This is a genomic window from Allobosea sp. 117 (assembly GCF_000702305.1).
GTDB lineage: Bacteria > Pseudomonadota > Alphaproteobacteria > Rhizobiales > Xanthobacteraceae > Ancylobacter.
On record NZ_JNLC01000010.1, the window covers coordinates 335,632 to 360,916 of the forward strand.

30 protein-coding genes are annotated in these 25,285 nt (G+C 66.4%); 23 read left to right on the forward strand and 7 right to left on the reverse strand.

Annotated elements, in window-relative coordinates; all coding sequences use genetic code 11:
* Nucleotides 1-62: 62 nt before the first annotated feature.
* Nucleotides 63-425: a VOC family protein gene (locus U742_RS0103555; RefSeq protein WP_029350117.1), complete on the reverse strand. Its 363-nt coding sequence runs from the start codon at nucleotides 423-425 to the stop codon at nucleotides 63-65.
* 67 nt (nucleotides 426-492) lie between these two features.
* Here U742_RS0103555 and U742_RS0103560 point away from each other — a divergent pair, with 67 nt between their 5' ends.
* Nucleotides 493-921, forward strand: coding sequence for a MarR family winged helix-turn-helix transcriptional regulator (locus tag U742_RS0103560; RefSeq protein ID WP_051660831.1), 429 nt, complete (start codon nucleotides 493-495; stop codon nucleotides 919-921).
* 105 nt (nucleotides 922-1,026) lie between these two features.
* A complete protein-coding gene (locus tag U742_RS0103565) occupies nucleotides 1,027-1,668 on the forward strand; it encodes a hypothetical protein (protein WP_156034119.1) in 642 nt (213 codons plus the stop codon).
* Nucleotides 1,669-1,738: 70 nt separating this feature from the next.
* Here the strand turns inward: U742_RS0103565 and U742_RS0103570 are convergent, their stop codons facing one another.
* Nucleotides 1,739-2,617, reverse strand: coding sequence for a MurR/RpiR family transcriptional regulator (locus U742_RS0103570; RefSeq protein WP_248310282.1), 879 nt, complete (start codon nucleotides 2,615-2,617; stop codon nucleotides 1,739-1,741).
* 125 nt (nucleotides 2,618-2,742) lie between these two features.
* Here U742_RS0103570 and U742_RS0103575 point away from each other — a divergent pair, with 125 nt between their 5' ends.
* The 16 genes from U742_RS0103575 (at nucleotide 2,743) to U742_RS0103650 (ending at nucleotide 17,384) form a co-directional block, all read left to right on the forward strand.
* Complete coding sequence (locus U742_RS0103575; RefSeq protein WP_038360617.1) at nucleotides 2,743-3,384, forward strand: DUF1989 domain-containing protein; 642 nt, start codon at nucleotides 2,743-2,745, stop codon at nucleotides 3,382-3,384.
* The gene (locus U742_RS0103580; protein WP_029350126.1) at nucleotides 3,377-3,982 is read left to right on the forward strand and encodes a DUF1989 domain-containing protein; all 606 of its coding nucleotides are present in this window, start codon (nucleotides 3,377-3,379) and stop codon (nucleotides 3,980-3,982) included. Before U742_RS0103575 ends, U742_RS0103580 begins: the two co-directional genes overlap by 8 nt.
* A gap of 11 nt (nucleotides 3,983-3,993) precedes the next feature.
* Nucleotides 3,994-4,632 (forward strand): DUF1989 domain-containing protein, encoded by a 639-nt coding sequence (locus tag U742_RS0103585; protein ID WP_197028163.1) that lies wholly within the window; start codon nucleotides 3,994-3,996, stop codon nucleotides 4,630-4,632.
* A gap of 2 nt (nucleotides 4,633-4,634) precedes the next feature.
* Nucleotides 4,635-5,468: a transporter substrate-binding domain-containing protein gene (locus U742_RS0103590; protein WP_029350131.1), complete on the forward strand. Its 834-nt coding sequence runs from the start codon at nucleotides 4,635-4,637 to the stop codon at nucleotides 5,466-5,468.
* A 45-nt stretch (nucleotides 5,469-5,513) separates the two neighbouring features.
* On the forward strand, nucleotides 5,514-6,170 hold the full coding sequence (locus U742_RS0103595) for an amino acid ABC transporter permease (RefSeq protein ID WP_029350133.1): 657 nt from the start codon (nucleotides 5,514-5,516) through the stop codon (nucleotides 6,168-6,170).
* 4 nt (nucleotides 6,171-6,174) lie between these two features.
* Nucleotides 6,175-6,843, forward strand: coding sequence for an amino acid ABC transporter permease (locus tag U742_RS0103600; protein WP_029350135.1), 669 nt, complete (start codon nucleotides 6,175-6,177; stop codon nucleotides 6,841-6,843).
* Nucleotides 6,840-7,625, forward strand: a complete 786-nt coding sequence (locus U742_RS0103605) for an amino acid ABC transporter ATP-binding protein (RefSeq protein WP_029350137.1) — start codon at nucleotides 6,840-6,842, stop codon at nucleotides 7,623-7,625. The genes U742_RS0103600 and U742_RS0103605 overlap by 4 nt, the downstream gene beginning before the upstream one ends.
* Nucleotides 7,626-7,877: 252 nt before the next feature.
* Nucleotides 7,878-8,537 (forward strand): HAD family hydrolase, encoded by a 660-nt coding sequence (locus U742_RS0103610; protein ID WP_029350139.1) that lies wholly within the window; start codon nucleotides 7,878-7,880, stop codon nucleotides 8,535-8,537.
* Nucleotides 8,537-9,490 carry a sugar-binding transcriptional regulator gene (locus tag U742_RS0103615; RefSeq protein ID WP_029350141.1) on the forward strand — a complete coding sequence of 318 codons (954 nt, stop codon included), beginning with the start codon at nucleotides 8,537-8,539 and terminating at the stop codon, nucleotides 9,488-9,490. Before U742_RS0103610 ends, U742_RS0103615 begins: the two co-directional genes overlap by 1 nt.
* 217 nt (nucleotides 9,491-9,707) lie before the next feature.
* Nucleotides 9,708-11,030: an ABC transporter substrate-binding protein gene (locus U742_RS0103620; protein ID WP_029350143.1), complete on the forward strand. Its 1,323-nt coding sequence runs from the start codon at nucleotides 9,708-9,710 to the stop codon at nucleotides 11,028-11,030.
* A gap of 110 nt (nucleotides 11,031-11,140) precedes the next feature.
* Entirely contained in the window at nucleotides 11,141-12,013 is an 873-nt protein-coding gene (locus U742_RS0103625) for a carbohydrate ABC transporter permease (RefSeq protein ID WP_029350145.1), read from the forward strand.
* A gap of 3 nt (nucleotides 12,014-12,016) precedes the next feature.
* Nucleotides 12,017-12,847, forward strand: a complete 831-nt coding sequence (locus tag U742_RS0103630; RefSeq protein WP_029350146.1) for a carbohydrate ABC transporter permease — start codon at nucleotides 12,017-12,019, stop codon at nucleotides 12,845-12,847.
* A 13-nt stretch (nucleotides 12,848-12,860) separates the two neighbouring features.
* Nucleotides 12,861-13,883 (forward strand): ABC transporter ATP-binding protein, encoded by a 1,023-nt coding sequence (locus tag U742_RS0103635; protein WP_029350147.1) that lies wholly within the window; start codon nucleotides 12,861-12,863, stop codon nucleotides 13,881-13,883.
* Between the two features lie 15 nt (nucleotides 13,884-13,898).
* Nucleotides 13,899-14,672 (forward strand): SDR family NAD(P)-dependent oxidoreductase, encoded by a 774-nt coding sequence (locus U742_RS0103640; RefSeq protein WP_029350148.1) that lies wholly within the window; start codon nucleotides 13,899-13,901, stop codon nucleotides 14,670-14,672.
* A gap of 33 nt (nucleotides 14,673-14,705) precedes the next feature.
* Entirely contained in the window at nucleotides 14,706-16,361 is a 1,656-nt protein-coding gene (locus U742_RS0103645) for an FGGY-family carbohydrate kinase (RefSeq protein ID WP_029350149.1), read from the forward strand.
* Between the two features lie 54 nt (nucleotides 16,362-16,415).
* Nucleotides 16,416-17,384: a carbohydrate kinase family protein gene (locus U742_RS0103650; protein WP_029350150.1), complete on the forward strand. Its 969-nt coding sequence runs from the start codon at nucleotides 16,416-16,418 to the stop codon at nucleotides 17,382-17,384.
* A 70-nt stretch (nucleotides 17,385-17,454) separates the two neighbouring features.
* Here the strand turns inward: U742_RS0103650 and U742_RS0103655 are convergent, their stop codons facing one another.
* From U742_RS0103655 to U742_RS0103665, 3 genes are all read right to left on the reverse strand, one after another.
* Nucleotides 17,455-18,582, reverse strand: a complete 1,128-nt coding sequence (locus U742_RS0103655; RefSeq protein WP_029350151.1) for a YeeE/YedE family protein — start codon at nucleotides 18,580-18,582, stop codon at nucleotides 17,455-17,457.
* Between the two features lie 69 nt (nucleotides 18,583-18,651).
* Nucleotides 18,652-19,017, reverse strand: coding sequence for an ArsR/SmtB family transcription factor (locus U742_RS0103660; RefSeq protein WP_029350153.1), 366 nt, complete (start codon nucleotides 19,015-19,017; stop codon nucleotides 18,652-18,654).
* Between the two features lie 53 nt (nucleotides 19,018-19,070).
* A complete protein-coding gene (locus U742_RS0103665) occupies nucleotides 19,071-19,436 on the reverse strand; it encodes a thioredoxin family protein (protein ID WP_248310246.1) in 366 nt (121 codons plus the stop codon).
* Nucleotides 19,437-19,568: 132 nt separating this feature from the next.
* Here U742_RS0103665 and U742_RS0103670 point away from each other — a divergent pair, with 132 nt between their 5' ends.
* Both U742_RS0103670 and U742_RS0103675 read left to right on the forward strand, forming a co-directional pair.
* The gene (locus tag U742_RS0103670; protein ID WP_029350157.1) at nucleotides 19,569-20,303 is read left to right on the forward strand and encodes a cytochrome c biogenesis CcdA family protein; all 735 of its coding nucleotides are present in this window, start codon (nucleotides 19,569-19,571) and stop codon (nucleotides 20,301-20,303) included.
* A 43-nt stretch (nucleotides 20,304-20,346) separates the two neighbouring features.
* On the forward strand, nucleotides 20,347-20,904 hold the full coding sequence (locus tag U742_RS0103675; protein WP_029350159.1) for a SoxW family protein: 558 nt from the start codon (nucleotides 20,347-20,349) through the stop codon (nucleotides 20,902-20,904).
* 4 nt (nucleotides 20,905-20,908) lie between these two features.
* On the opposite strand, the gene soxX is transcribed toward U742_RS0103675, so the two are convergent.
* Together soxX and soxA are read right to left on the reverse strand one after the other, a co-directional pair.
* Nucleotides 20,909-21,535, reverse strand: a complete 627-nt coding sequence (gene soxX, locus U742_RS0103680; protein ID WP_029350161.1) for a sulfur oxidation c-type cytochrome SoxX — start codon at nucleotides 21,533-21,535, stop codon at nucleotides 20,909-20,911.
* A gap of 11 nt (nucleotides 21,536-21,546) precedes the next feature.
* Complete coding sequence (soxA, locus tag U742_RS0103685; RefSeq protein ID WP_051660836.1) at nucleotides 21,547-22,413, reverse strand: sulfur oxidation c-type cytochrome SoxA; 867 nt, start codon at nucleotides 22,411-22,413, stop codon at nucleotides 21,547-21,549.
* Between the two features lie 224 nt (nucleotides 22,414-22,637).
* Between soxA and soxY the strand changes: the two genes are divergently transcribed.
* From soxY to soxB, 3 genes are all read left to right on the forward strand, one after another.
* Nucleotides 22,638-23,102 carry a thiosulfate oxidation carrier protein SoxY gene (gene soxY / locus U742_RS0103690; protein ID WP_029350165.1) on the forward strand — a complete coding sequence of 155 codons (465 nt, stop codon included), beginning with the start codon at nucleotides 22,638-22,640 and terminating at the stop codon, nucleotides 23,100-23,102.
* Nucleotides 23,103-23,167: 65 nt separating this feature from the next.
* Nucleotides 23,168-23,497: a thiosulfate oxidation carrier complex protein SoxZ gene (gene soxZ / locus U742_RS0103695; protein WP_029350167.1), complete on the forward strand. Its 330-nt coding sequence runs from the start codon at nucleotides 23,168-23,170 to the stop codon at nucleotides 23,495-23,497.
* 49 nt (nucleotides 23,498-23,546) lie between these two features.
* A complete protein-coding gene (soxB, locus tag U742_RS0103700; protein ID WP_029350169.1) occupies nucleotides 23,547-25,241 on the forward strand; it encodes a thiosulfohydrolase SoxB in 1,695 nt (564 codons plus the stop codon).
* Nucleotides 25,242-25,285: the final 44 nt, after the last annotated feature.

Genomic DNA, 25,285 nt, shown 5'->3' on the forward strand with positions numbered 1-25,285 from the left:
CCTGCACTACAAATGCTGCTCGACCTTCGTTTCGCGGCCCGTAACACCGATCCAGTGGCGCGTCATGCGGTATGGGCCGTGATCGTGTAGCCAAACGGATCACGGAACGCGAAATACCGGCCGAACGGCCCGTCCTTCGGCGGAAAGGCGATGGCTATTCCTGCCGCCTTCAATTCCCCATGCAGCGCATCTGCGTCATCGCAGCCGAACCACAGGGCAACGCCCCAGCCCAGCCTTCCCTGTGCTGCGTCCAGGTCCACCAAGGGCTTTCTGACCGCGAAGGGAGCGGGCTTGCTGTCGAACACGATCGCTTCAGGGCCCTCCTGAAGCACAGCCAGGCCCAGCCTGTCGCCATAGAAGGCCCTGGCTGCCTGCAGGTCGTCTGTCTGGATGCCGATGAAGTCGGGGCCGATCAGTCGGGGCATGGTTGTCTCCTTGGCATGGGGTGATAATATCAGGGGCCTGATATAATATAAGGTGCCTGATATTGCAATGACCAAGGATATGACCCCGCTGCTGGGATACCGGCTCAAGCTTGCCCAGCATGCCCTGCACCGGCGCATGGAGGAGGCGCTGAAGCCGCTTGGGCTCAATCCTGCTCAATATGCGGTGCTGGCCGAACTGAATGCGAGACCGGACCAGACCAATGCCGACCTGGCCGAGCGAGCCTTCATCACCCCGCAATCGATGCAGGGCGTTCTGGCGAAACTGGAGGGATTGAGGCTGGTCGAGCGTCGGCAGGATGTTCGCCACGGTCGTCGCCAGCTCGCACGTTTGACACCCGATGGGTATGCGAAGGCCGAGGCCGCGAATGCCGAGATGATGCGGGTCGAGGAAGTGCTCGAGGCCGCGGTCCATCCGGATACCGTTCAAGGTGCCGTTGATCTGATGGACCGGCTACACGGCGCCATGTGCAAGTAGGACAGGAGCGGCGGCCGCCGACCCGATGAATCCCGCCGCGCACCCTCTATCGCCGCCCGATGCGGAACATCTGCATAGTCATCGAATGGTTATGACGATCTCGCAGTGCTCGTCTTCGTCGGGAGCTGCGGAATCATCCTCTCGTTTGCCTGGCGCGGCCTGAAACGCTTATTGTCGAAACTGTCGATCGCTCATTGTCGAGGTCGCTTTGTGGGTGAAGGCATGCCAAATCCCATGGCATCTCCCGAGGGCTTCGTTCAAGCGCTGCTGAGTGAGCAAGCCAGCCCGGATCTCTCCAACGAAACCCGCATCTTCGAGCCCTTCATCGGCAGTTGGCAGCTTGTCGTGCGCTGGTTCGACGCCAGCGGTCGGATTGTGCGCGAACAGCCAGGCGAATGGCATTTCGCGCGGGTGCTCGAAGGTCGCGGCATTCAGGACGTTTGGATAGTGCCGCCGCGCGGCAGCCGTAGCGGCGAAAACGACTACGAATATGGCACCAGCATCCGCTTCTATGACCCGAAGCTTGACGCATGGCAGTCGACCTGGATTGGGCCGATGCATCAGGTCGTACGCACGTTCACGGCGCGCGGCGTCGATGGTCGAGTTGTCTTGGAGACAACTCCTGACGTCGTACCCCAAATGCGCTGGTCGTTCTCTGAGGTCAGTCCGCGCGGTTTTCGATGGACCAACGAGGTGAATGAAGGGGGGGCGTGGAGGGTTCAGCAAACGTTCGAGGCGACGCGGTAAGGCATGAACGCCTGGCGAGAGACCGCAGAAAATCCAGAGCAGACGCCTCTGGCTCCGCTCGATGGAGCGGCTATCCGAACTCCGTCATCGCGTCGTGGCGTGCGTCCACGGACGCGAAACGCTCGCGTGCCTCCGGGCCGAGATGCTGGATCAAGCCCTCGATCAGCGCATGTGCCAGCACGAAGGCCGATGCGTGGTCGTCGGTGGCACCGCGCGAGCGGGATTGGCAGCGCAGCACGAACTCCGCGTCGAGCGTGTCGGTCATGCCGGTATCGGTGATCATGGCGACGCGCACGCCGATCTCCCGCAGCGCCTTTGCGAGCCGGGCCGTGGCCGGCACGCGGCGGCGCATGGCGAAGAGGATGGCGAGGTCGCCGGGCCGCGCATCGACGAGGCTTTCGCCGAAGGTCTCGCCGGGTCCGGGAATCAGGAAGACGTTGCCACGTACGTGAGCGAGCGACCATTTGAGATAGCCGGCGAGGTGGAAGCCGTGCCGGAAGCCGTTGATCCAGACCCGCGGCGCCGCGGCCGCCGCCTCGATCAATCTAGTCCAAGCCGCCGGGTCTATTGCGGCGACCGTCCTCTGCAGGTTGTTGGTCACGGTTTCGACATGGCGCGCGAGGTCGTGGGGTTGCGCGCTCGCGGGCTGACCCTGCTGGCGCATCAGCGCGACCGGTGAGCCGTTCTCGCTCTCCTGCCGGGCCAGCAGGCGCATCTCCTCGAAATTTCCAAAACCGAGCCGGCGTACGAAGCGGCTCACCGCTGCGTTCGAGGTTTTTGCCAGCCGGGCCAGTTCCGAGGCCGAGTAGCCATGCAACTCACCCGGAAAATACAGGATCAGGTCGGCGACGCGGCGTTCCGCCGGCGCCATGTCCTCGTAGAGGGCCCGCACCCGCCCGTTCAGCGAGCCGCTGGTGTCGCCGTCGTCGCGAACGGTCCCGTTGCTCACGCGCAAACCTGCCTCTTTCCTAGCCATGACCTGCCGATAAAATAATCTTTTCATAAAAATACATTTATGAAATCATTTTTTCAACCTCAGTCTCCTACCGGTGCCGCATGTCATTCGAAGTGGATTTGAACGGGAAGACAACTCTTCCCCTCAAAAGCGTACAGAACACCGTCATCCCTCCACAGAAGGGCTGGGCGGGGCTGGTGAAGGCCGGACAGTACATCCGGCTGACCGATCCGCGCGGCCGGCAGTGCGGGGACTTCTGGGCCTTCAACGCGGACGATCTCGACGAGCACCTGTCCGCGATGCACACGCGGGTCTGGGTCAACAAGCTCTGCCCGGTGCCGGGCGAGAGCTTTCACTCCAATCACCGCCGCCCGATCCTCCAGATGATCGCCGACACCTGCGGCGTGCACGACCTGCTCACCGCCGCCTGCGACGAGCACCGCTACCGGCTGTACGGCCTGCAGCAGGAACACCGCTCCTGCGCCGGGAATCTGCGCGAGGTCATGTCGCCCTATTTCGGCATGTCGCGCTTCTATGTGCCCCAGCCCTTCAACGTCTTCGCCAACGTGCCGATCGGCGAGGACGGCTCGGTGCTGAACGGGCCGGCTCCCTCCAAGCCCGGCGACTACATCGTTCTGAAGGCGTGGATCGACGTGATCGTCGCCATCTCCGCCTGCCCGCAGGAGTTCAACCCGATTACCGGGTGGTACCCGACCGAACTCCTCGTCGACATCATGGAGCCGGAGACGGTGGATGCCTGACGCGATCCTCACGGTCGCCGGCGGCCATGGCGGCGCCTTCGCGGTCAAGGCGGGGGACCTGTTCGCCCTGATCGACCTCGAAGGGCAGCAGGCGATCGACTTCGTCGCCTTCAACGCCGCCGATCTCGCCGAGACCCTGTCGAGCGTCGAGACGCGGCGGGCGACTGGCTCCCTCTACATCACGACCGGCGCGGTTCTCATCTCCAGCCGCGGCCGGCCGATGATCGAGATGGTCGAGGACACCATCGGCACCCACGACTACACCGTGCCGGCCTGTGATCCGAGCCGCTTCGCGGTGGACTTCGACGCCGCCGGCCACCGCAACTGCCTCGAGAACATGTACGAGCCGCTGCGCGTCTTCGGCGTCACCACGCCGCTGGCGCTGCCCGAGCCGTTCAATTTCTTCCAGAACAGCCCGGTGGTCGAGGACGGCCGCACGGCGGTGGTCGACCCGCCGAGCCGGGCGGGGGACCGCATCGTGCTGCGGGCGCTCATGGATCTCGTCTGCGCGGTCTCCTCCTGCCCACAGGACATCATTCCCGGCAACGGGCTGCGCCCGACGCCGGTCGAGGTCCGCTATCCGGGAGGAGCCGCCTGATGCCGCTCCTGATGATCGATGCCGAAGCCGGCCCGCTCCCGCCCGAAAGCGACGTCGAGGTTCCCGGCGGCGAGGTCCGCGCCGTCAAGGTGGCGCGCGGCCAGATGCTGTCCGTTACCGATATCGAGGGCGGTCAGCCGGCCGCCCTGTTCGCCGTCGCCGACGCCGACCCCGGACTGTTCCTTTCGCCGCACCACACGCGGGTGTTCTCCAACTCCTTTGCGCTGCGGCTCGGCATGCGGCTCGTCACCAACAAGCGCCGGCCGCTGATGGTGCTCGGCATCTCCGCGTCTCATCTCGCGCACGACCTGCTGATGCCGATGACCGAGGGCGAGAGCGCGGGCGCCGATGCGCTCAAGGCGCGCGTCGCGGCCGAATTGAAAGCCGCGGGCGCCAGGCTGGAGACGGTGGCGGACCCCGTGAACCTCTTCCTTTCCGTCGCCATCGGCCGCGACGGCAGCCTGACGCCGGCGGGCGTGTCGTCGACTGCCGGAGACATCGTCGCCTTCCGCGTCGTGCGCGACATCACCATCGCCGTCGCCGCGCCGAAGGCCGACCCCCGCCTGTGGCAGCGTCCCGAACCGGGACCGCTGCGCCTGCAAGTGCGTAATGAACTCGACGGAATCGTCGGCCTTCCAAACAGGGGATAGTCATGAATCTCAAGTCTCTGGGAATTCTCGCGCTTGCCGCCGTCCTCGGCACGGGCGCCGCGGTGCCGGCGGGAGCCGCCTCGCTGAAGGACGTCAAGGCGAAGGGTACGCTGGTGGTGGGCATCGACCCGACCTTCTCGCCCTTCGAATTCACGGATTCGGCCGGCAAGATCGTCGGCTACGACCCCGAGATCATCGAGGCGGTGGCGAAGAACCTCGGCCTCAAGGTCGAGTACAAGGTGATGCCGTTCAGCGGCATCCTGCCTGCGCTGATCGCCGGCGGCTTCGACGTCACCCCCACGCTCAACGTCACCGCCGAGCGCGCCAAGCGCATCGACTACGTGATCCCGACCGCCACCTCGACCAACGCCGTGCTGGCGATCAAGGGCGGCAAGGTCGCGTCCTCGGATATCGGCGCGCTGTCCGGCCTCACCTGCGCGGTGAAGCAGACCACCCAGCCCGAGCAGATGATGCAGAAGCTCAACAAGGAGCTGGAGGCCGCTGGCAAGAAGCCGGTCGAACTGCTCGGATTCGAGACCATCGACCAGACCATCGTCGCGCTGGCCGACGGGCGTGCCCAATGCGTGGTGGATGACAAGTCGGTCCTCGTCGAGGCTGTCGGCAAGCGTAAAGACCTTGCGCTCGTCGTGATCGGCGACATCGGTGGCTCGACCCCGATCGGCTGGGGCGTCAACAAGGCCGATGCCGACCTGACCGCCGCGCTTTCCGCCGAGGTCGCCAAGCTGAAGGCGGACGGCACGGTCAAGAAGCTGCAGGACAAGTATTTCGGCTACACCATGGAACTGCCGGAGAAGGACTTCATCCCGGCGCAGTGAGGCGAACCCGGCCGCCGGACGTGCGGCGCAGCGGAAGGATCGGGCATGTTCAAGGGCGACCTCTTCCTTGAGGCCATCGGACCCGTCGCAAGCGCCGCGCTCGTCACCGTCCAGCTTACGCTCGCCGCCGGCGTCGTCAGCCTCGTCGCCGGCGCGCTCGCCGCGTCGGCGCAGGTCGGCGGCGGACCCATCGGCGCTTTCATAAGCCGCGCCTATGTGAGCCTCATGCGCGGCACGCCGCTCTATGTCCAGCTCCTCGTCGTCTATTTCGGCCTCGCCTTCGCCGGCCTGTCCGGCCAGGCGTTCCTGGCGGCGGCGCTCGCCATCGGCATCAATTCGGGGGCCTATTCCGCCGAGATCCTGCGCGGCGCCATCGCCGCTATTCCGCCCGGCCAGATCGAGGCGGCGCAGGCCATCGGCATGAGCCGCTGGCGCATCTGGCAGCGCGTGATGCTGCCGCAAGCCTTCATCGCCAGCCTGCCGCCGCTCACGGCGGAACTGACGATCGTGCTGAAATCAACGCCGCTCGCCTCGGTCGTTGCGGTGACCGAGATGACCTATACGGGCGTCCTGATCCAGTCGCGCAATTTCTCGGCGATCGAGGTCTTCGCCGTGGTGGCGATCGGCTACATCGTGCTGGCGCAGGTTCTGCTGCGCGGCTCGCGTTCGCTGGAGCGCCGCTTTCGCCTGCTGCGGGCGTGATCCGATGGAGGATACGCTCGCCGTCTTCATCGAATATGGTCCGCAGTTCCTGGACGGTCTCGCGCAGACCGTTTGGCTGACGCTGCTCGGGGCGCTTTGCGCGCTCGCCGCCGCGGTGGTCCTGCAGGCCGCCGCGGCGAGCCCCTGGCGGCCGCTGCGCGGCCTGGTCCGGCTCTATACCGAGCTGATCCTCGGCCTGCCGATCCTGGTGCTGCTCTACTGCATCTATTTCGTCGCGCCGAGCTTCGGGCTGCGGCTCTCGGCGGTCGCCGCAGGCATCCTGACGCTGACGCTCTATTATTCGCCCTACATGGCCGAGGCGATCCGGGCCGCGGTCGCGGCCATACCGGCCGGGCAGATCGAGGCCGGGAACGCCATCGGCTTCGGACGCTTCGCGGTCGCCCGGCGCATCGTGCTGCCGCAGGCCGCGGCGATCGCGCTGCCGGCGCTGGTCGGCCTGCTGATCGGCCTCGCCAAGGACACCGCCATCCTGTCCATCATCTCGGTGAAGGAGCTTTCCTACATCACCAAGCAGGTGGTCTCGCGCACCTTCATGCCCTTCGAGGTCTGGGCCGGCGTGGCACTCATCTACTGGGTCTGCCTGACCGCGCTCGAATTCGCCATGCGCCGGCTCGAGCACCATCTGACACGCTACCGGAGGGCCGTATCGTGACCGGCAATGCAGGCGCGGCCACGCCGCTGATCCGCGTCGACGCCATCTCGAAGATGTTCGCCGACCGCTGGGTGGTGGACCGGGTGTCCTTCGAGGTGGCGCGCGGCGAGGTGGTGTGCGTGCTCGGGCCGTCGGGCTCGGGCAAGTCCACCATGCTGCGCTGCCTCAACTGGCTGGCGCCGCCGACCACCGGCGCGATCTATCTCGCGGGCGAGCGGCTGGGCGTCCATGACGTGGCCGGCGTCGAGAGGGCGCTTCCGGCGAGACTCGTGCGTGCCCAGCGGGCTCGCTTCGGCATGGTGTTCCAGCAGTTCAACCTCTGGCCGCACCGCACCGCGCTCCAGAACGTCATGGAGGGCCTCACCATAGTGCGGGGCCTCGCGCGCGGCGAGGCCAAGGCCAAGGCCGAGGCGATGCTGTCGCGCGTCGGCCTCGCGGCCCGGCAGGACGCCTATCCCGCCCAGCTATCAGGCGGACAGCAGCAGCGTGTCGCGATCGCCCGCGCGCTCGCGATGGAGCCTGAGATCCTGTTGTTCGACGAGCCGACCTCGGCGCTCGATCCCGAACTGGTCGGCGAGGTGCTGGCGGTGATGCGCGACCTCGCCGCGCGCGACGTGACCATGATCGTCGTGACCCATGAGATGGGCTTCGCGCGCGAGGTCGCCGACCGCATCCTGTTCATGGACGAGGGGCGGCTCGTCGAGGAGGCGCCCCCCGAACAGTTCTTCTCCGCGCCAAGCTCAGCCCGCGCGCAGCGCTTTCTGGATCGATTGCTGACGTAGAACAGCAGATGATGATCGGCAGCATCTGCTCCCCGGTCGCCTTCGGCGCGTCCGCTCTCGGGCTGCCAGCCGCAGCCAAGCTGACAGTGCGCTCCGGTCCGCCGGGTCCTCGGCCTTTCTCCAGAGAGCTATGCGAGAGCGATTGCTCAAGCAATGGGTATATGATCTATATTAAAGGTTAGCCCCGTGCCCGCTCAAAACTCTGAGCGACGGCGGCTGTTTCGCGATTCCGGCAAGGCTCTCCTGGGCGACATGAGCTTCGACCTCGTCATTTTCGATTGCGACGGCGTGCTGGTCGACAGTGAGCTCATTAGCTGCCGTTGCCTGATCGATACGTTGCGGGGCTACGGCATCGAGACGACGTTCGAAGAGGTGTTCGCCACATTCCTGGGCCGCAGCACGACGACGATCGCCGAGCATTATCGCGCCGCTGGGCTCAGGATCCCGGACAATTTCCAGGCCGAGCTCAAGACGCGCGTGCGGCAGGCTTTCGCCGCCGAGCTGCGCCCCATCGCCAATATCGAGACGGTGCTGCGTCGCCTCGCCGCCGTCTATTGCGTCGCCTCGTCGAGCGATCTCGACCGCGTCGAATTCTCGCTGGAGCTGACGGGCCTGTCTGATCTCTTCTCCGGGCGAATCTTCACCGCCCAGATGGTCGCGAACGGCAAGCCGGCGCCGGACCTGTTCCTCTATGCCGCCGCGCGCATGGGCGCGGCGCAGGATCGGACCCTGGTGATCGAGGACAGCGTCAGCGGCGTGCAAGCGGCAAAGGCCGCTGGTATGACGGCATGGGGGTTCGTCGGCGGCAGCCATTACGCGGCGCGTGACGGGCGGGCGCTGCTGATCGAGGCCGGCGCGGATCGGGTGTTCGAGCGGATGAGCGATTTCAGGCGACAGCAGGCGGCCGGCTGATGGCCGCATCCGACACCGAGCCCTCGCGCCTCGACGCCGCCGCCCGCGCCGGCTGGCTCTATTTCATCGCCGGCAACACCCAGGACGAGATCGCCCGCAAGCTGAACGTCTCGCGCGCCACCGCGCAGCGCCTGGTCTCGCTGTGCCTGTCGGAGCGGCTGATCACCTTCCGCCTCGAGCATCCGATCGCCGCCTGCATGGAGCTGGCGGCACGGGTGAAGGAGGCTTTCGGCCTGCAATATTGCGAGATCGTGCCGACCGACCCGGCCGCGCCACATGCGCTCACCGGCATTGCCGAACGCACAGCGGCACTGCTCGAATCCGTGCTCGGCGCCACCAAGCCGGCGATCGTGGCTCTCGGTACCGGGCGCGCCATGCGCGCGGCGGTCGAGCAGGTGCGCTCGATGGATTGCCCGAACCATCAGATCGTCTCGCTGGTCGGCAACATCTCGCCCGACGGCTCGGCGAGCGTCTTCGATTCGGTCGCCCGGCTCGCCGACATCACCAAGGCGCGGCATTATCCGATGCCGCTGCCGGTGTTCGTTTCTTCCTCGAGCGAGCGGGAGCAATTGCTGCAGATCCACTCGGTCGCACGCATCCGCGCCATCGCCGAGAAGGCGGATCTGCGGCTGATGGGCATCGGCCAGATCGACCAGGGCGCGCAGCTCCATGTCGACGGCTTCATCAGCCGCGAGGAACTGCTCGAGCTGATGCGGTTCGGCGCGGTCGGCGAATTGACCGGCTGGGCCTATGATGCCCAGGGCCGCATCATCGAGGGCGGCTCGAATGAGCGCGTCACCAGCATCCCGCACCCGGTGCCGGCCGAAGCACTGGCCGTTGGCGCCGCCATTGGTGGCGCCAAGGTGCCGGCGATCCGCGCCGCGCTCACGGGCGGCGCGCTCAACGGCTTCATCACCGACGAGGCGACGGCCAAGGCGCTGCTCGGGCGCTGACGACTCATTCGCCGTCCCGAACGGCCGTCGGGCCGATCCCGATCGCGCACTGAACGTGCGCCTCCTTCCCGTGATCCTGACTCTCCCCTTCAGCGACCGGAATGACGCTCCCGCATTCCGCCACCCGGCCCTCCCGATTGGCCGTTGACAACTTGCCGCAGCGGTGTGAGCATATTCTCAACAATAGAGCATATGCTCATATCTCTGGGAGGAGATGATGAAGACGATGATCGGCACCCTTCTGGGTGCCTCATTCCTTGCCGCTCTCGCCTCGACGCCTGTCGCCGCCCAGCAGACCACGCTGACCATCGCCACCGTGAACAATGGCGACATGATCCGCATGCAGGCGCTGACCAGCGACTTCACCGCCAAGAACCCCGACATCAATGTGAAATGGGTGACGCTCGAGGAGAACGTGCTGCGCCAGCGCGTCACCACCGACATCGCCACCAAGGGCGGGCAGTTCGACGTGCTGACCATCGGCACCTATGAGGTGCCGATCTGGGCCAAGAAGAATTGGCTCGTCCCGCTCGACAAGCTGAGCGCCGACTACGACGCCAAGGACATACTGCCGAAGATCGCCGACGCCGTCTCCGTCAAGGGCACGCTCTATGCCGCGCCCTTCTACGGCGAAAGCTCGATGACCATGTACCGCACCGACCTGTTCCAGAAGGCCGGGCTGACCATGCCGGAGAGCCCGAGCTGGGAGTTCGTGATCGACGCGGCGAAGAAACTCACCGACAAGTCCGCCGGCGTCTATGGCATTTGCCTGCGCGGTAAGGCCGGCTGGGGCGAGAACATGGCCTTCCTCACCGCCATGGCGAACTCCTATGGCGCGCGCTGGTTCGACGAAAAGTGGCAGCCGCAGTTCAACGGTCCCGAGTGGAAGGCGACGCTGACCGACTATGTGAACCTGATGAGGGAAGCCGGCCCGCCCGGCGCCTCCTCCAACGGCTTCAACGAGAACCTCGCGCTGTTCAATGCCGGCAAATGCGCCATGTGGATCGACGCCACGGTGGCGGCGTCCTTCGTGACGAACCCCAAGGATTCCAAGGTCGCCGACAAGGTCGGCTTCGCCCTGGCGCCGAACAAGGGTCTGGGTAAGAACGCCAACTGGCTGTGGGCCTGGAACCTCGCCATTCCCGCCGGCTCCAAGAAGGTCGAGGCCGCGTCCAAGTTCATCGAATGGGCGACCGGCAAGGGCTATACCGATCTCGTCGCCTCCAAGGAGGGCTGGGCGAACGTGCCGCCGGGCACCCGCACCTCGCTCTATCGGAACGAGGCCTATATCAAGGCCGCGCCTTTCGCCAAGCTGACGCTGGCTTCGATCGACAGCGCCGATCCCAACCATCCGACGGTGAAGCCGGTGCCCTATGTCGGCGTGCAATACGCCGCCATTCCCGAGTTCCAGGGCATCGGCACCCAGGTCGGCCAGCAGTTTTCCGCCGCGCTTTCCGGCGCCGCCAAGATCGACGCCGCGCTCATCGCGGCCCAGGCCGCGACCGAGCGCGAGATGAAGCGCGCCGGCTACATAAAATAGTTCCTCTCCTCCCTGAGACGCCGCGGCCTTGGCCTATCGCAGGCCGCGGAACCTGAGCCATCCGGACCCGCATCCGGATGGCTCCCCTTCCGAGGACGTCGAGGACGACCATGGCAACCCAGCAGACGCAGACGCTCGGCCGCATGCTGCTTGCGCCGGCCGTAGTGCTGCTCCTCATCTGGATGATCGTCCCGCTGGCGATGACGATCTACTTCTCCCTGTTGAGCTACAACCTGCTCAATCCGGGAATGGAGCGCTTCGTCGGGCTCGAGAATTTCGAGTATTTCCTCACCGACCCGGCCTTCCTCGCCTCGCTGCGCAACACGCTGGTCCTCGTCGGCTCGGTGCTCGTCATCACCATCGTGCTCGGCGTTCTGGTCGCCCTTCTGCTCGATCAGGCCATTGTCGGGCGCAGCATCGTCCGGCTGATGGTGATCGCGCCCTTCTTCGTCATGCCGACGGTGAGCGCGCTGGTCTGGAAGAACCTGCTCATGCATCCGGTCTCGGGTCTGTTCGCCTGGATCATGAGTTCGCTCGGCATGCAGCCGATCGACTGGTTCGCCGAATACCCGCTGTTCTCCATCATCCTCATCGTGGCGTGGCAGTGGCTGCCATTCGCCGCGCTGATCCTGCTGACCGCGCTGCAGTCGCTCGACGAGGAGCAGAAGGAAGCGGCGCTGATGGACGGGGCGGGAGCCTTCTCGACCTTCTTCTATATCACCCTGCCGCACCTCGCGCGGCCGATCACCGTGGTGATCCTGATCGAGACCATCTTTCTGCTCACGGTTTTCGCCGAGATCTTCGTCACCACCGGCGGCGGGCCGGGCCTGCAGACCACCAACATCGCCTTCCTGATCTACTCGCAGGCGCTGATCCAGTACGACGTCGGCAGCGCCTCGGCAGGCGGCCTCGTCGCGGTGGTGATCGCCAATATCCTGGCGTTCTTCCTGGTCCGCATCGTCGGCCGGAACCTGGAGGCCTGAGCGATGGCACGCAGGACCTCCACCACCCGCACCCTTGTCACCACGCTGGCCGCCTGGCTGGTCGGCTTCGTGATCTTCTTCCCCATCCTCTGGATGATCCTGGCGAGCTTCAAGACTGAGCTGGAGGCGTTCTCGACGCCGCCTTCCTTCCTGTTCTTCCACTGGACGCTGGAGAACTACGCGACGGTGCAGGAGCGCAGCGACTATCTGCACCATGCGATGAACTCCCTGCTCATCGCCGGCGGCTCGACCCTGATCGCGCTTCTCATCGCCGTCCCGGCCGCCTGGTCGATGGCGTTCGCGCCGACCAGGCGCACCAAGGACCTGCTCCTGTGGATGCTCTCCACCAAGATGCTGCCGCCGGTCGGCGTGCTGGTACCGATCTATCTGATCTTCCGCGATTTCGGCCTGCTCGACAGCCGCTTCGGGCTGATCGCGGTGCTCTGCCTCGGCAACCTGCCGATCGTGGTGTGGATGCTCTTCACCTATTTCAAGGAAATCCCGAAGGACATCCTGGAGGCCGCCCGCATGGACGGCGCCACCATCGGGAAGGAGCTGATCCACGTGCTCACGCCGATGGCGGTGCCGGGCATCGCCTCGACGCTGCTGCTCAATTTCATCCTCGCCTGGAACGAGGCGTTCTGGACGCTGAACCTCTCCACCTCGGAGGCGGCGCCGCTCACCGTCTTCATCGCCTCCTATTCCTCTCCGGAGGGGCTGTTCTGGGCGAAGCTCTCAGCCGCCTCCACCCTCGCCATCGCCCCGATCCTCATCCTCGGCTGGTTCAGCCAGCGGCAGCTCGTCCGCGGCCTGACCTTCGGTGCGGTCAAATAGCAGGAAGGCAGTTATGGGCCGCATCACACTCGAAGGCGTGAAGAAGTCCTTCGGCGCTCACGACATCATCAAGGGCGCCGATCTCGAAATCGCCGACGGCTCTTTCGTGGTCTTCGTCGGCCCGTCCGGCTGCGGCAAGACCACGCTGCTGCGCCTCATCGCCGGGCTGGAGGACGTCACCGGCGGGCGCATCCTGATCGACGGCGCGGACGTCACCGCCGTGCCGCCGGCCAAGCGCGGCCTTTCCATGGTGTTCCAGTCCTACGCGCTCTATCCGCACATGAGCGTGCGCGGCAACATCGCCTTCGGCCTGAAGATGGCCGGCCGGCCGCGCGAGGAGATCGCGCGCAAGGTGGAGGGCGCCGCCGCCATCCTCAACCTCACACCCTATCTCGACCGCAAGCCGCGCGAGCTCTCCGGCGGCCAGCGCCAGCGCGTCGCCATCGGCCGCGCCATCGTCCGCGAGCCCAAGGCCTTCCTGTTCGACGAGCCGCTCTCGAACCTCGACGCCGCCCTGCGCGTACAGATGCGCCTCGAAGTCACCCGTCTGCAGCGCCAGCTCGACACGACGGCGATCTATGTCACCCACGACCAGGTCGAAGCGATGACCATGGCCGACCGCATCGTGGTGCTGAACGCCGGCCGCATCGAGCAGTACGGCACGCCGCTGGAGCTCTACGAGCACCCGGCCAACCTGTTCGTTGCCGGCTTCATCGGCTCGCCCAAGATGAACTTCGTCGGCGGCAGGACCGCCGCGGCGCTCGACGCCACCACCATCGGCGTGCGGCCCGAGCATGTCGCCGTCAACCCCGGCGGGGCGGATGGCGCCACCGGCCTCGACTGGGTCGGCACCGTCTCCGTCGCCGAGCATCTCGGCAGTGACACCTTCCTTTATGTCGAGGTGCCGGAGATCGGCACCATCACCGCGCGCGGCGCGGGCGAACTCGGGATCAAGGCCGGCGACAGCGTCCGGCTCCGGCCCGATGCGGCGCGCATCCACCGCTTCGACGCCAACGGCAACACGATTTCCGCCTAACCGGAGAGTCCCGCCATGTACCTCGAAAAGTTCAAGCTCACCGGTCGCACGGCGCTGGTCACCGGCGGCGGCCGTGCCATCGGCCTTGGCTGCGTGGAAGCGCTGGCGGAGGCCGGCGCGAAAGTGGTGATCGCGGATTTCGACGCCAAGGTCGCCGAGGAAGGCCGCGCCGCAATGCAGGCCAAGGGCTACGACCCGGAGGTGGTGATCATGGACGTCACCAATTCGGCGCGCGTCACCGAGGTCGCCGACGAGGTGGTGAAGAAACACGGCAGGATCGACATCCTGGTCAACAATGCCGGCATCGCCCGTAGCGAGACGCCGGCCGAGACGGTGACCGACGAGCATTGGCTGAACGTTATCGACGTCAATCTCAACGGCACCTTCTGGTGCTGCCGCGCCGTCGGACGGCACATGCTGGCCGCGAAATCCGGTTCGATCGTCAATATCGGCTCGATGTCCGGCTTCATCGTGAACAAGCCGCAGGAGCAGAGCTACTACAACGCCTCCAAGGCGGGGGTGCACCACCTCACCAAGTCGCTGGCGGCGGAATGGGGCGCGCGCGGCGTCCGGGTCAATGCGGTGGCCCCGACCTATATCGCCACGCCCTTGAACGAATTCGTGAAATCGAATCCGAAAATGTACGACGCCTGGATCGGCGGCACGCCGATGGGCCGGCTCGGCGAGGTCGAGGAGATCGCCTCCGTCGTGCTCTTCCTCGCCTCGGATGCCGCAAGCCTCATGACCGGCAGCATCGTTCTCGCGGACGGTGGCTATACCTGCTGGTAGAGTCCGTACCCGGAGCGGCGAGGCAAGCGGACCATGCAGCAGGCATTCATCGGGGTCGATGTCGGCACGGCAAGCGCCCGGGCCGGCATATTCGACGTGCATGGCACGCTGCTCGCCACCGCGCGCCATCCCATCGCGGTCTGGCACGAGGCCGGCGATGTGGTCGAGCAATCCTCCACCGATATCTGGAACGCCTGCGCCCAAGCCGTCCGGGAGGCGATGAAGATCGCCGGATTGCCGGCATCGGCCATCGGTGGCATCGGCTTCGATGCGACCTGCTCGCTGGTGCTGCTCGATGCTGGGGCGAATCCCGTCTCGGTCAGCAGCTCGGGAGATCCCGCGCGCAATGTCATCGTCTGGATGGATCATCGGGCGACCGGTCAGGCTCAACGCATCAACCAGACCGGCGACGATGTGCTGCGCTATGTCGGCGGCATCATCTCGCCCGAGATGCAGACGCCGAAACTGCTGTGGCTGAAGGAGAACCTGCCGGCGTCCTACGCTGGCGCCGCTCACTTCCTCGACCTTGCCGATTTCCTCAGTTTTCGCGCCACCGGCAGCACGGCGCGCTCGATTTGCACCGTCACCTGCAAATGGACCTATCTGAGCCACGAGCGCCGCTGGAGCGACACCTATTTCGAGCGGATCGGCCTCGCGGAACTCGTGGCGGATCGGCACGCGAGGATCGGCGCGGAGATCGTCGAGCCCGGCACTCCGCTCGCGAGGGGCCTGAGCGAGACGGCGGCGGCCGAGCTCGGCCTGCTGCCCGGGACGCCGGTCGGGGCCTCGCTGATCGACGCGCATGCCGGCGGCGTGGGGACGATCGGCGGGCGCGGGCGCGACGGCGAGCCGGTCCGGCTGCAGGACCGCCTCGCCTACATCATGGGAACCTCCGCCTGCATCATGGCGACGACGGTGGAGCCGGCTTTCCTGACGGGGATCTGGGGGCCGTATTTTTCCGCCATGGTTCCCGGCTTCTGGCTGAACGAAGGCGGCCAGTCCGCCGCTGGCGCGGGCATCGACCACCTCGTCCGCTCGCATCCCGCCTTCGCCGAAGCGACCGCTGCGGCAAAGGCCGAGGGGCTCGGCCTTCTCGATTTCCTTGAACAGCGCGCCACCGGCCGCTTCGCCCGAACCGCTGACGCCGCCCGGCTCGCGCGCGATATCCATGTGCTCCCGGAATTCCTCGGCAACCGCTCGCCCTATGCCGATCCGCAGGCGCGCGCCGTCATTGCCGGGCTCGATCTGGACGACGGCATCGACAGCCTGGAACGGCTCTTCGTCGCCGGCCTGTGCGGCCTCGCCTATGGCGTGGCCGACATCCTCGACGTCATGCGCTCGCGCGGCCTGAGCTGCGAGATGATGGTGATGAGCGGGGGCGCGAGCCGCAGCAGGCTGGCGCGCCAGATCATGGCCGACACGACGGGGCTCGTGGTTGCCCTGCCGGCGACGCCGGAGCCGGTCCTGCTCGGCGCCGCCATGCTCGGTGCCGTCGCGGGCAAGGCATATCCGTCCATCGCCGACGCGATGGGCGCGATGTCCGGCATTGGTGAACTCGCGATGCCGACGGCCTCGGAGATGGCCGATCTTCACGCCGCGAAACGCCGCGTCTCCACCTTGCTGCGGACCATGGATCGGGAGAGCCGCACGATCATGCGCAATGTTGCCGGTGGCCATGGCGGACGCTGACATGCGAGGGGCGATGGCGCACATGCCGAGCAGTCCGTGCAGAGGGGCCGACCCATGATTCTCGTGTGCGGCGAGGCACTGATCGATCTGTTCGTCGGTCCGCCCGAGGGCACCGAGATGCCGGCCCGTGCCGTCGCCGGAGGTTCGCCCTTCAACGTGGCCATCGGCCTCGCGCGGCTCGGGGTCGAGGCCGCCTTCTTCGGCGGCATCTCGCGTGACCGCTTCGGCGCGCTGCTCGCCGAGACGCTGGTCCGGGAAGGCGTCGACAGCCGCTTCCTGGTGCGGACCGACCGGCTGTCCACCATCTCGGCCGTCGCGACCTCCCGCGACGGCCAGCCGAGCTACAGCTTCCACGGCGAGGGAGCGGCCGACCGCTCGCTCGAGCTCGCCGATCTGCCGCCGGAGCTGCCGCCGGAGATCGAGGCCCTGACCTTCGGCTCCTACACCATGGTGGTCGAGCCCGTCGGCTCCACCTTCGCCGCGCTGGCCGAGCGCGAGAAAGGCCGGCGCGTCATCAGCGTCGATCCCAATCTGCGCCCGACCGTGGTCGGCGACATGGCACGCTGGGCGGTCGCCGCCGAGCGCTTCTACCGGACTGCGACGCTGATCAAGGCCAGCGACGAGGATGTGCGCATCGCCTGGGGTGGCCGGATCTCGGTCGCCGAGGCCGCCGCCTACTGGCTCGGCTGCGGCGCCCGGCTGGTCGTTGTCACCGAGGGGGAGAGGGGAGCGGTGGCCTTCTCAGCAGCCGGCAGCATTGCCGTGCCCGGCCGCACGGTCGCCGTTCGGGATACGGTCGGGGCCGGCGACACGTTCCACGCGGCGCTGCTCGCCCGCCTCGCGAAGACCGGGCGACTCCACCCGGAGGCGATCGCTTCACTCGACATGCCGGCGATCGCCGATCTGCTCGCTTATGCGACGGCGGCCGCCGCCATCACCGTCACCCGTCGGGGCGCCGACCTGCCGACCGCGGCGGAAGTCGAGGCGAGCCGGGCGTCATCGGCCTCGAATGAGCGTGCATAGCCACGACCTGGCCGGAACGGCAATTTTCCTCTTGTGATCCAGGGCGTCTCTCGCCTCGGAGCGTGCCGCTTCAGGATCGCGAGCGCCGCCCGCCCACCAGCCGCGAGCGGCCCGCGGCTGATCGCGGGCTTGCACGAAGAAAGAAGAAGGCTCGTCCCTCCATCAGGAACGCGATACCCAGCCGGGCGCCGAGCACCATGCCCGCCACCGCGAGCGGGAAGGACAAGGCGAGCAGCGATCCGGCCGTGATCCCCTGGCCGATGGTGCAGCCGCCGCAGAGCACGCCGCCCACGCCCATCAGCACGGCTCCCAACAGATGCCGTCTCATCTCGCGGGCGTCGTCGAAGGCCTCCCAGCGGAACTCGTCGCCCACATGCGCGGCGGCGAAGGCGCCGACGATCACGCCGATGATCGAAGCGGTTCCAAAATTCACCAGCATGGTGCCGTCGAGCAGCAGTCCGTAGAGCGTGATCGCCGCCGGTGCCACGAAGGTGAGGCTTTGGGGGCGGGCCGCGTGCACAAACTCGTCGACCAGATGTTCGGTCGCCAGCCAGCCCGCGACCACGCCGAGGCCGAGCACAATGCCGGCCGCCAGCAGGCGCCGCGCCTTCCGCAGGCGCATATCCATCACGGCGAGGGCGATGAGAACGGCGGCGACGCCTGCCGCCGCAACGGCGCGGCTGGACAGGCCGAGGATCGGGTCGATCAGGCCCGGCAGGTCCGCCTGTGCGGAGAGCGGCATCGTGAGCGCCATGGCCTCGCCGAAGGTGATGCGGTAGGCCGCCAGCGTGCCCCGCAGCATGGCGTAGGCGGTCGCCGAGAAGACCAGCAGCACGACGAGGCTGCGCAGATCACCCGAGCCGAGCCGCACGCAGCTCCCGAATGCGCAGGTGCCGACCAGCGCCATGCCGAGGCCGAACATGACGCCGCCAAGCGCGACGCCGATCCAAGGCAGCGCCTCGGGAACATAGGATGTCGCTCGCGGATCGAGGAGGCCCGCCACGACGAGGAACTGCGTGCCGGCGATGGCGATGCCGAGTGCGAGGCCGAAAACGCGCAGCCGGCGGGTATCGAATCCCACCAGCGCATCCTCGATGGCGCCGAAGCTGCACAGGCGCGCGCGCCGGGTGGTGAAACCCACGGCGGCGCCGATGGCGAGGCCGGCGAGGGCCGCCCACCACGCATTGAGGTCGTCCATTGCGCCCGGTCCTCCCGTAACCTGGCTCCCGCGGGCATTCTTGCCCGTCTTGGCCGGCGCGTATGTGGCTCAGTCGTCCTTGCTTCCGCAGAAGATGTCGTAGATCACCCCGATCAGCCGGCGCACATCCTCGTCGGCGAGGCTGTAATAGACGGTCTTGCCGTCCCGGCGCGTGGTGACGAGGTCGTCGAGCCTCAGCCTTGCGAGCTGCTGCGACACCGTCGGCTGGCGCAGCGACAGGATGTTCTCCAGCTCCGTGACGGAGCGCTCGCGTTCCGCCAGCAGGCATAGGAGAAGCAGCCGGTTTTCGTGCGAGACCGCCTTGAGAAAGTCGCTCGCCTCCCGCGCATTGCGCATGAGGCGGTCGAGCTCGGGGGAGACCTCCGGCCCGTCGCGCAGCTCGTCCTCTATACGTTTCGAAACGATTTCCGCCATTATCACGTCGCTTTCAACTCCAGCCTATCGAACTCGCCACGTCTGCAAAAGCATCACGGGTCCGCAGGCAATTTCTTTGTCAGATCGGCCAGCAGGCCCCAGAAGGCTTCCTCCCCCGCATAGCCGAGGATGCGCCCCACTTCGCGTCCCTCCTCGACCAGCACGAAGGTCGGCGCATAGCGCACCGGCGCGGTAAGCGCGACACCCGAGGCGTCGCCCTCATCGATGTCGAGCCGGCGCAGCGGCGCGAGGCGGCCCTCCTCGGTCTTCGGGTAGATCGGCGCGATCTCGCGGTCGAAGCGCAGGCACCAGGCGCAGCCCGGACGCTCAAAGACCAGCAGCTCGGCCGCGCCCGCAGGCCCGGTGCCGACCAGGGCGCCGAGGACGCCCAGAGCCGCGAGGCCGCGCCTCGCGCTCATCTTGTTGTGAAGTCGACCTTGCATGGCCTCGGCTGGATGACGTTACGCTGCTTTCATTATATATACGCATTCGAATATGAATACGACTGTCAATCCGCCGCAGAGCGGGAACGCCGGTCATGGGGAAATGCCGTGTCGTTGGACATCACGCTGCCGGGGGCCTTCGGGGCGGGCCTTCTCTCCTTCGCATCGCCCTGCGTGCTGCCGCTCGTGCCGGCCTATCTCGGCTTTCTCGGCGGCGCGGGACGCGGACTGACGCAGGAGTCCGGATCCGGCACGACGCGCCGACGGCTCATCGCGCTCTCCGCGGCTTTCGTCGGCGGTTTTTCGAGCGTCTTCATCCTGCTCGGCGCCACGGCCTCGCAGATCGGCCAGTGGCTCGCCGTGCATGCGCCGGCGCTTACCATGGTCGCCGGGGCGGTCCTCGTCCTGTTCGGCCTGCATTTCCTCGGCCTGCTGCGCATTCCCTTGCTCTACCGGCGAGCTTCGCCCGATATCGCGCGCGCCCCGGCCGGGTTGGCGGGAGCGTATCTCGTCGGACTTGCGTTCGGCTTCGGCTGGACGCCGTGCGTCGGGCCGATCCTCTCGATGATCCTCATCATCGCGGGAACCGAGGACTCGCTCGGCAAGGGCGTCGTTCTGCTCGCCGCCTATGCCGCGGGCATCGGCCTTCCCTTCATCGCGGCGGCGGCCTTCTCCACCGGCTTCCTGCGCTGGTCGGCGGCTCTGCGCTCGCGCCTAGGGCTGATCGAGAAGCTGTCCGGCGTTCTGCTGGTGGCCACCGGCATCGTCTTCATCGGGGGGTGGATGCCGCAACTTGGCGCCTGGCTACTCGACGCCTTCCCGGTGCTGGGCGCGATCGGATGAGGCGCCCCTCGATGGCCTTGAAACCCCGGAGATGGAGCCGGTCATGGATATGCGCCTGACCCGCCGTTCGCTCGCGCTCGGCGCGGGAGCGGCTCTGCTGCCCGTTGCGCGCGCCCGCGCGACCGCCCGCCTCGGAGATGACGGGCTCTACGTACAGGACTGGTATGTGGAGAGCTTCCTCGACCTCGCCGAGGACCAGGCGGCGGCGCGGGCGAAGGGAAAGGGGTTCGCCCTGCAATGGAGCCAGCGCGGCTGCCCGCTCTGCAAGCGGCTGCACACCGACTATTTCGCCGATCCGGCCATCGAGACTTATGTGCGCGACCATTTCGACGTCGTGCATCTCGACATCTACGGATCGCGCGAGGTGACGGATTTCGACGCCGAGACGCTGTCGGAGAAGACGCTGGCGGGCCGGTACGCGGTGCGCGCGACGCCGACCTTCCAGTTCTTCGCCCTGCGTGACGGCAAGGTGGCCGAGGTCGCCCGCATGCCCGGCCTGCTGCCGAAGCCCGAATTCCTGGGCATGTTCCGCTATGTCGAAGCCGGGGCCTATGGCAGCACCGGCTTCGAGGCCTGGATGGCGGCGCGCAAGGCGCTGTAGAGGTCTATTTGTTCACCGGCGATTCCGGATCGAACAGATAGGCCACGACGTCCCTGATCTGCTGCTCGGATAGCACGCCGTTGACGCCGAAGCGCGGCATGCTGGAGCAGGCGAGGGACGCCTGGGCATCGTAGATCTTTGCATAGGCGGCCTTGGCGTCCTCGGGAGCGAATTTGCGGTCACGGCCATAGCCGGAAAGGCTGGGGCCGAGCGTGCCGTAGCTCACTTCCTTCGGATCGAGCTGATGGCAGGCATAGCAATTGCCGCCGCTGATCGTGCCCGGCGGATCGCTGAACTGCCCGCCGCGACCGTTCTGGGCGATCTTGGCGCCTTCCTTCCAGTCGCCCATCACTGGGCCTTCAGGAAGCTTAATGCGCGCCTCTTCCGCCTTCATGATCGCCGCGGCCTGTTCGGCCGAAGGATCGTTGCGCGTCAATGAGCAGATGCGTTGCGTCTCATCCTGCTGCAGGCGCGGGCCCCAGCCCTCCGGCAGCTTGGTGAAGCCGGTCTTGACCACCGCGTCGACGCGGGCCGGATCGACGCCCGACGCCTGCTGGGCGATGGCGGCGATGGGCAGGAGCGCCAGGATTCCGACCTGGGTGGCGCGTTTGATGAACGGTTTGAACGGCATGTGCGCCTCCCTCAGCGTTTGATCGACGGGACTTTGAGCTCGCCACCCTCGGCCTGCTTGGTCAGGTAGAGGGTGAGCGCGGTCACGAGGTCCGATCCGTAGTCGGGAGGCGGCATACGCATCTGCCGGTAGCAGTCCCACATGCGGTGCTGCATGGTCCGCAGCGCGCTCTGGGAGACGCGGTAGGTCGGCCAGGTGCTCATGGTGAGCTGGGCGTCCTTGCCGGGCACGTTGAGCTGCGGCAGGGCCTGCAGGCGGATGCGCTTGCCTTCGGCGCCGTGGCAGGTGGAGCAGGAGAAGTCGTTGATCGAAGAGCGCCGGAAGAACAGGGCCTCGCCGATCGCGTACATCTCCTTCTCCTGCGGCGCCGCGAGCTCGACGTGGAGTTTCATGCCGTCGGACTTGTTGGCGATGAAGGCAACGAGATCCTCCATGTCCGAGGTCCGGCCCGGGCCGGAGAAGGGCTTGGCGACGATGGGCTTGATGTCGAGGCCCTGGATTTTCTCCATGCACCAGAGCAGGCGCTGCTCGAGGTCCATCACCCGGTCGGCATCGGCGAAGTAACGCGGCAGATGGGCATAGGCGCCCTCGAGCTTGCCGGGACCCTCGCCGAGGTCGCAGGTTTCGAGCGAGACGTTCTTCGAGCCGCGCGGCTCGCTCCACAGGGCTTCGCCGCGATCGACATTGAGGTAGCCCGGATTGGCCATCGGGTCCTCGATCATCTGCCGGTAGCGCTCGATCTCCTTCTCGCTTTCATCCTCGGCACCGTGCGCCGAACTCAGGACAAGGGGGAGGGCGATGAGCGCGAACGCCAGCAAAGCAGCGATGAATCGCCGCGTCGGGTGGTTGGTTTCGGGTCGGATAGGGTCCTTGGGCATGTGTTTCCCCGGCTTTGAAACGGCGGCTTTCCATTCTCGCGATGGGATTGGCCGCGGTCGGCAGTGACAGCGATAGGTTTTCTCTATCGTCTGACGGAGCACTTTACATTCAAAAAATTTAATATCACGATATGTGAGTTCGTCACCAGAAAAGGATGCGCTGACGAACAAAAATCCAATCAAGAACAATATGTTGGCGCCCGTCGCCGACAGGAGGACGCTTAATGCAACTGCGCAGTTGGACCCCGTCGAGGCGGGAAATCATGGAAGTCGGCCTGGCTTCCGTGCTGGCGGCGGCGCTCGCTCCGCGCCTCGCCATGGCGACCGAGGAGACGGTCGCGGCCGAGCTCAAGAAGCTCTATGGCGACAAGCCGATGGCGGGTGGCAAGATCAAGCTGGATCTGCCCGAGATCGCCGAGAACGGCCTTGTCGTGCCGCTGAACGTCGACGTCGAAAGCCCCATGACCGAGCAGGACTATGTCAAGGCGGTTCACGTCTTCGCCGACGGCAATCCGCTGCCGCAGGTCGTGACGTACAGATTTACCCCACAATCCGGCAAGGCGGCGGCCTCCGTCCGCATGCGCCTCGCGCAGACGCAGAACGTGATCGCCGTGGCCGAGATGTCGAACGGCGCGCTTCACACGGCCAAGGCGCAGGTGAAAGTCACCATCGGCGGCTGCGGCGGCTGAGCGCCACGTCCGGTCCTCAGGGCCGCACGCAACGACAACCGGGGAAACGACAAGGAAACGCCATCATGGCCATCAAGTCCAAGCCACGCATCAAGGCGCCGTCCGAGGCCAAGGCCGGCGAGATTATCGAGATCAAGACACTCATCTCGCACGAGATGGAGAGCGGCCAGCGCAAGGATTCAACGGGCAAGACCATTCCGCGTGCCATCATCAATACCTTCACCGCCAGCTTCAACGGCAAGCCTTTCTTCGAGGCCAACTGGTTCACCGCCGTTTCGGCCAATCCATACCAGGCGTTCTTCTACAAGGCATCCGAATCGGGAGAGTTCACCTTCACCTGGAAGGACGACGACGGCTCCGAGCAGACCGCGACCGCCAAGCTCACCGTCGCCTGACCCGTCCGCACCGGCGTCGCGCCGGCGTCCAACAGGGATGCTCCCTCCGATGATTTCACGCCGCGATTTTGTGATCGCCGCCATGGCCGCCGGCGCGCTTGCGTCAGGCGACCGCGGCGCCTTCGCCCAGGCCGCCCGCTTGGGAAAGATGATGCAGGACGACATACTGCGCTTCGATCCGGTGGGCACGCTGACCATCCTGCACACCACCGACCTGCATGCGCAGCTCGAACCGATCTATTTCCGCGAGCCGTCCCTCAATATTGGGGTGGGCGAAGCGCGCGGACTGCCGCCGCACCTCGTCGACGAGGCTTTCCTGGCCTATTTCAAGGTTCCCGCCGGCGGGGCCGATGCCTATTCGCTGACCAGCCTCGACTTCGACGCGCTGGCCAGGACCTATGGGCGCATGGGCGGCGTCGACCGGCTCGCCACGCTGGTGAAGGCGATCCGCGCATCGCGCGGTGCCGGCAACGTCCTGCTGCTCGATGGCGGCGATGGCCTGCAGGGAAGCTGGAGTTCGCTGCAGTCCCGCGGCGGCGACATGGCACGCGTCTTCGCCGCGCTCGGTGCCGACGCGATGGTCGGCCATTTCGAGTTCACCTACGGCGCCGACCGCGTCAAGGAGATCATGGACGCCGCGCCCTACGCCTTTCTGGCGCAGAACATACGCAGCCTCGAATGGCAGGAGCCGGTCTTCGAAGGCCGCAAGATGTTCGAGAGGGGCGGCGCGAAGGTGACGGTGATCGGCCAGGCCTTCCCGCGCACCCCGATCTCCAATCCGCGCTGGATGATCCCGGACTGGGAGTTCGGCCTGCGCGAGGAGGACATGCAGAAGCAGGTCGAGGCCGCGCGCGCCGAGGGTGCCGATGTGGTGGTCCTGCTCTCGCACAACGGCTTCGACGTCGACCGCAAGCTCGCCGCGCGGGTGAAGGGCATCGACGTGATCCTCACCGGGCACACGCACGACGCCATGCCGAAGCCGATCCTCGTCGGTTCGACGATCCTGATCGCCACGGGTTCGCACGGCAAGTTCCTGTCGCGGCTCGATCTGGAGATCAAGGACAGGAAGGTCGCCGGCTTCCGCTACGGGCTGCTCCCCGTGCTCTCCGACGCCATCGCGCCGGACCCGGAGATGGCGGCGCTGGTGCGGGAACTGCGCGCTCCTTACGCCGCCGATCTTGCGCGCGTGGCTGGGCATGCGGAGAGCCTTCTGTACCGGCGCGGCAATTTCAACGGCACCTTCGACGACATGATCTGCCAGGCCATGCTCGCCGAGCGCGATGCGGAAATCGCGCTTTCTCCCGGCTTCCGCTGGGGCGGCACCCTGCTGCCGGGCGACCCCATCACCTTCGAGGCGATCGCGAACGCCACCGCGATCACCTATCCGGCCTGTTACCGCAACACGATGACGGGCCAGCAGCTCAAGGACGTGCTGGAAGATGTCGCCGACAACATCTTCAATCCCGACCCCTATTTCCAGGGCGGCGGCGACATGGTGCGCGTCGGCGGCATGGGCTACGCGATCGACGTGAGCCAGCCTGTCGGCAGGCGCATATCGGACATGGTGCATCTCAAATCCGGCAAGCCGATTGAGGCCAGCAAGAGCTATGCCGTGGCCGGCTGGGCTAGCGTGAACCAGGGAGTGGAAGGCCCGCCGATCTGGGAACTGGTCGAGAAGCATGTCGCCGCCACCAAGGCGGTGAAGATCGAGCCGACCAGTTTCGTGAAGGTGACGGGTGCCTGAGGCTGCACGCATGCGCGAATTTCCATCTATCATATTCATAAATA

Bases quoted from the DNA above. Each gene is read 5' to 3' on its own strand.
- U742_RS0103615 (WP_029350141.1), top strand. From the start codon at position 8,537: ATGGCCGCATCCGACACCGAGCCCTCGCGCCTCGACGCCGCCGCCCGC.
- U742_RS0103655 (WP_029350151.1), bottom strand. From the start codon at position 18,582: ATGGACGACCTCAATGCGTGGTGGGCGGCCCTCGCCGGCCTCGCCATC.
- U742_RS0103585 (WP_197028163.1), top strand. From the start codon at position 3,994: ATGATCGATGCCGAAGCCGGCCCGCTCCCGCCCGAAAGCGACGTCGAG.
- U742_RS0103580 (WP_029350126.1), top strand. From the start codon at position 3,377: ATGCCTGACGCGATCCTCACGGTCGCCGGCGGCCATGGCGGCGCCTTC.
- U742_RS0103630 (WP_029350146.1), top strand. From the start codon at position 12,017: ATGGCACGCAGGACCTCCACCACCCGCACCCTTGTCACCACGCTGGCC.
- U742_RS0103595 (WP_029350133.1), top strand. From the start codon at position 5,514: ATGTTCAAGGGCGACCTCTTCCTTGAGGCCATCGGACCCGTCGCAAGC.
- U742_RS0103650 (WP_029350150.1), top strand. From the start codon at position 16,416: ATGATTCTCGTGTGCGGCGAGGCACTGATCGATCTGTTCGTCGGTCCG.
- soxY (WP_029350165.1), top strand. From the start codon at position 22,638: ATGCAACTGCGCAGTTGGACCCCGTCGAGGCGGGAAATCATGGAAGTC.
- soxB (WP_029350169.1), top strand. From the start codon at position 23,547: ATGATTTCACGCCGCGATTTTGTGATCGCCGCCATGGCCGCCGGCGCG.
- U742_RS0103660 (WP_029350153.1), bottom strand. From the start codon at position 19,017: ATGGCGGAAATCGTTTCGAAACGTATAGAGGACGAGCTGCGCGACGGG.
- U742_RS0103555 (WP_029350117.1), bottom strand. From the start codon at position 425: ATGCCCCGACTGATCGGCCCCGACTTCATCGGCATCCAGACAGACGAC.
- U742_RS0103675 (WP_029350159.1), top strand. From the start codon at position 20,347: ATGGATATGCGCCTGACCCGCCGTTCGCTCGCGCTCGGCGCGGGAGCG.
- U742_RS0103590 (WP_029350131.1), top strand. From the start codon at position 4,635: ATGAATCTCAAGTCTCTGGGAATTCTCGCGCTTGCCGCCGTCCTCGGC.
- U742_RS0103620 (WP_029350143.1), top strand. From the start codon at position 9,708: ATGAAGACGATGATCGGCACCCTTCTGGGTGCCTCATTCCTTGCCGCT.
- U742_RS0103645 (WP_029350149.1), top strand. From the start codon at position 14,706: ATGCAGCAGGCATTCATCGGGGTCGATGTCGGCACGGCAAGCGCCCGG.
- soxZ (WP_029350167.1), top strand. From the start codon at position 23,168: ATGGCCATCAAGTCCAAGCCACGCATCAAGGCGCCGTCCGAGGCCAAG.
- U742_RS0103635 (WP_029350147.1), top strand. From the start codon at position 12,861: ATGGGCCGCATCACACTCGAAGGCGTGAAGAAGTCCTTCGGCGCTCAC.
- U742_RS0103665 (WP_248310246.1), bottom strand. From the start codon at position 19,436: ATGAGCGCGAGGCGCGGCCTCGCGGCTCTGGGCGTCCTCGGCGCCCTG.
- U742_RS0103640 (WP_029350148.1), top strand. From the start codon at position 13,899: ATGTACCTCGAAAAGTTCAAGCTCACCGGTCGCACGGCGCTGGTCACC.
- U742_RS0103625 (WP_029350145.1), top strand. From the start codon at position 11,141: ATGGCAACCCAGCAGACGCAGACGCTCGGCCGCATGCTGCTTGCGCCG.
- U742_RS0103560 (WP_051660831.1), top strand. From the start codon at position 493: ATGACCAAGGATATGACCCCGCTGCTGGGATACCGGCTCAAGCTTGCC.
- soxA (WP_051660836.1), bottom strand. From the start codon at position 22,413: ATGCCCAAGGACCCTATCCGACCCGAAACCAACCACCCGACGCGGCGA.
- soxX (WP_029350161.1), bottom strand. From the start codon at position 21,535: ATGCCGTTCAAACCGTTCATCAAACGCGCCACCCAGGTCGGAATCCTG.
- U742_RS0103600 (WP_029350135.1), top strand. From the start codon at position 6,175: ATGGAGGATACGCTCGCCGTCTTCATCGAATATGGTCCGCAGTTCCTG.
- U742_RS0103610 (WP_029350139.1), top strand. From the start codon at position 7,878: ATGAGCTTCGACCTCGTCATTTTCGATTGCGACGGCGTGCTGGTCGAC.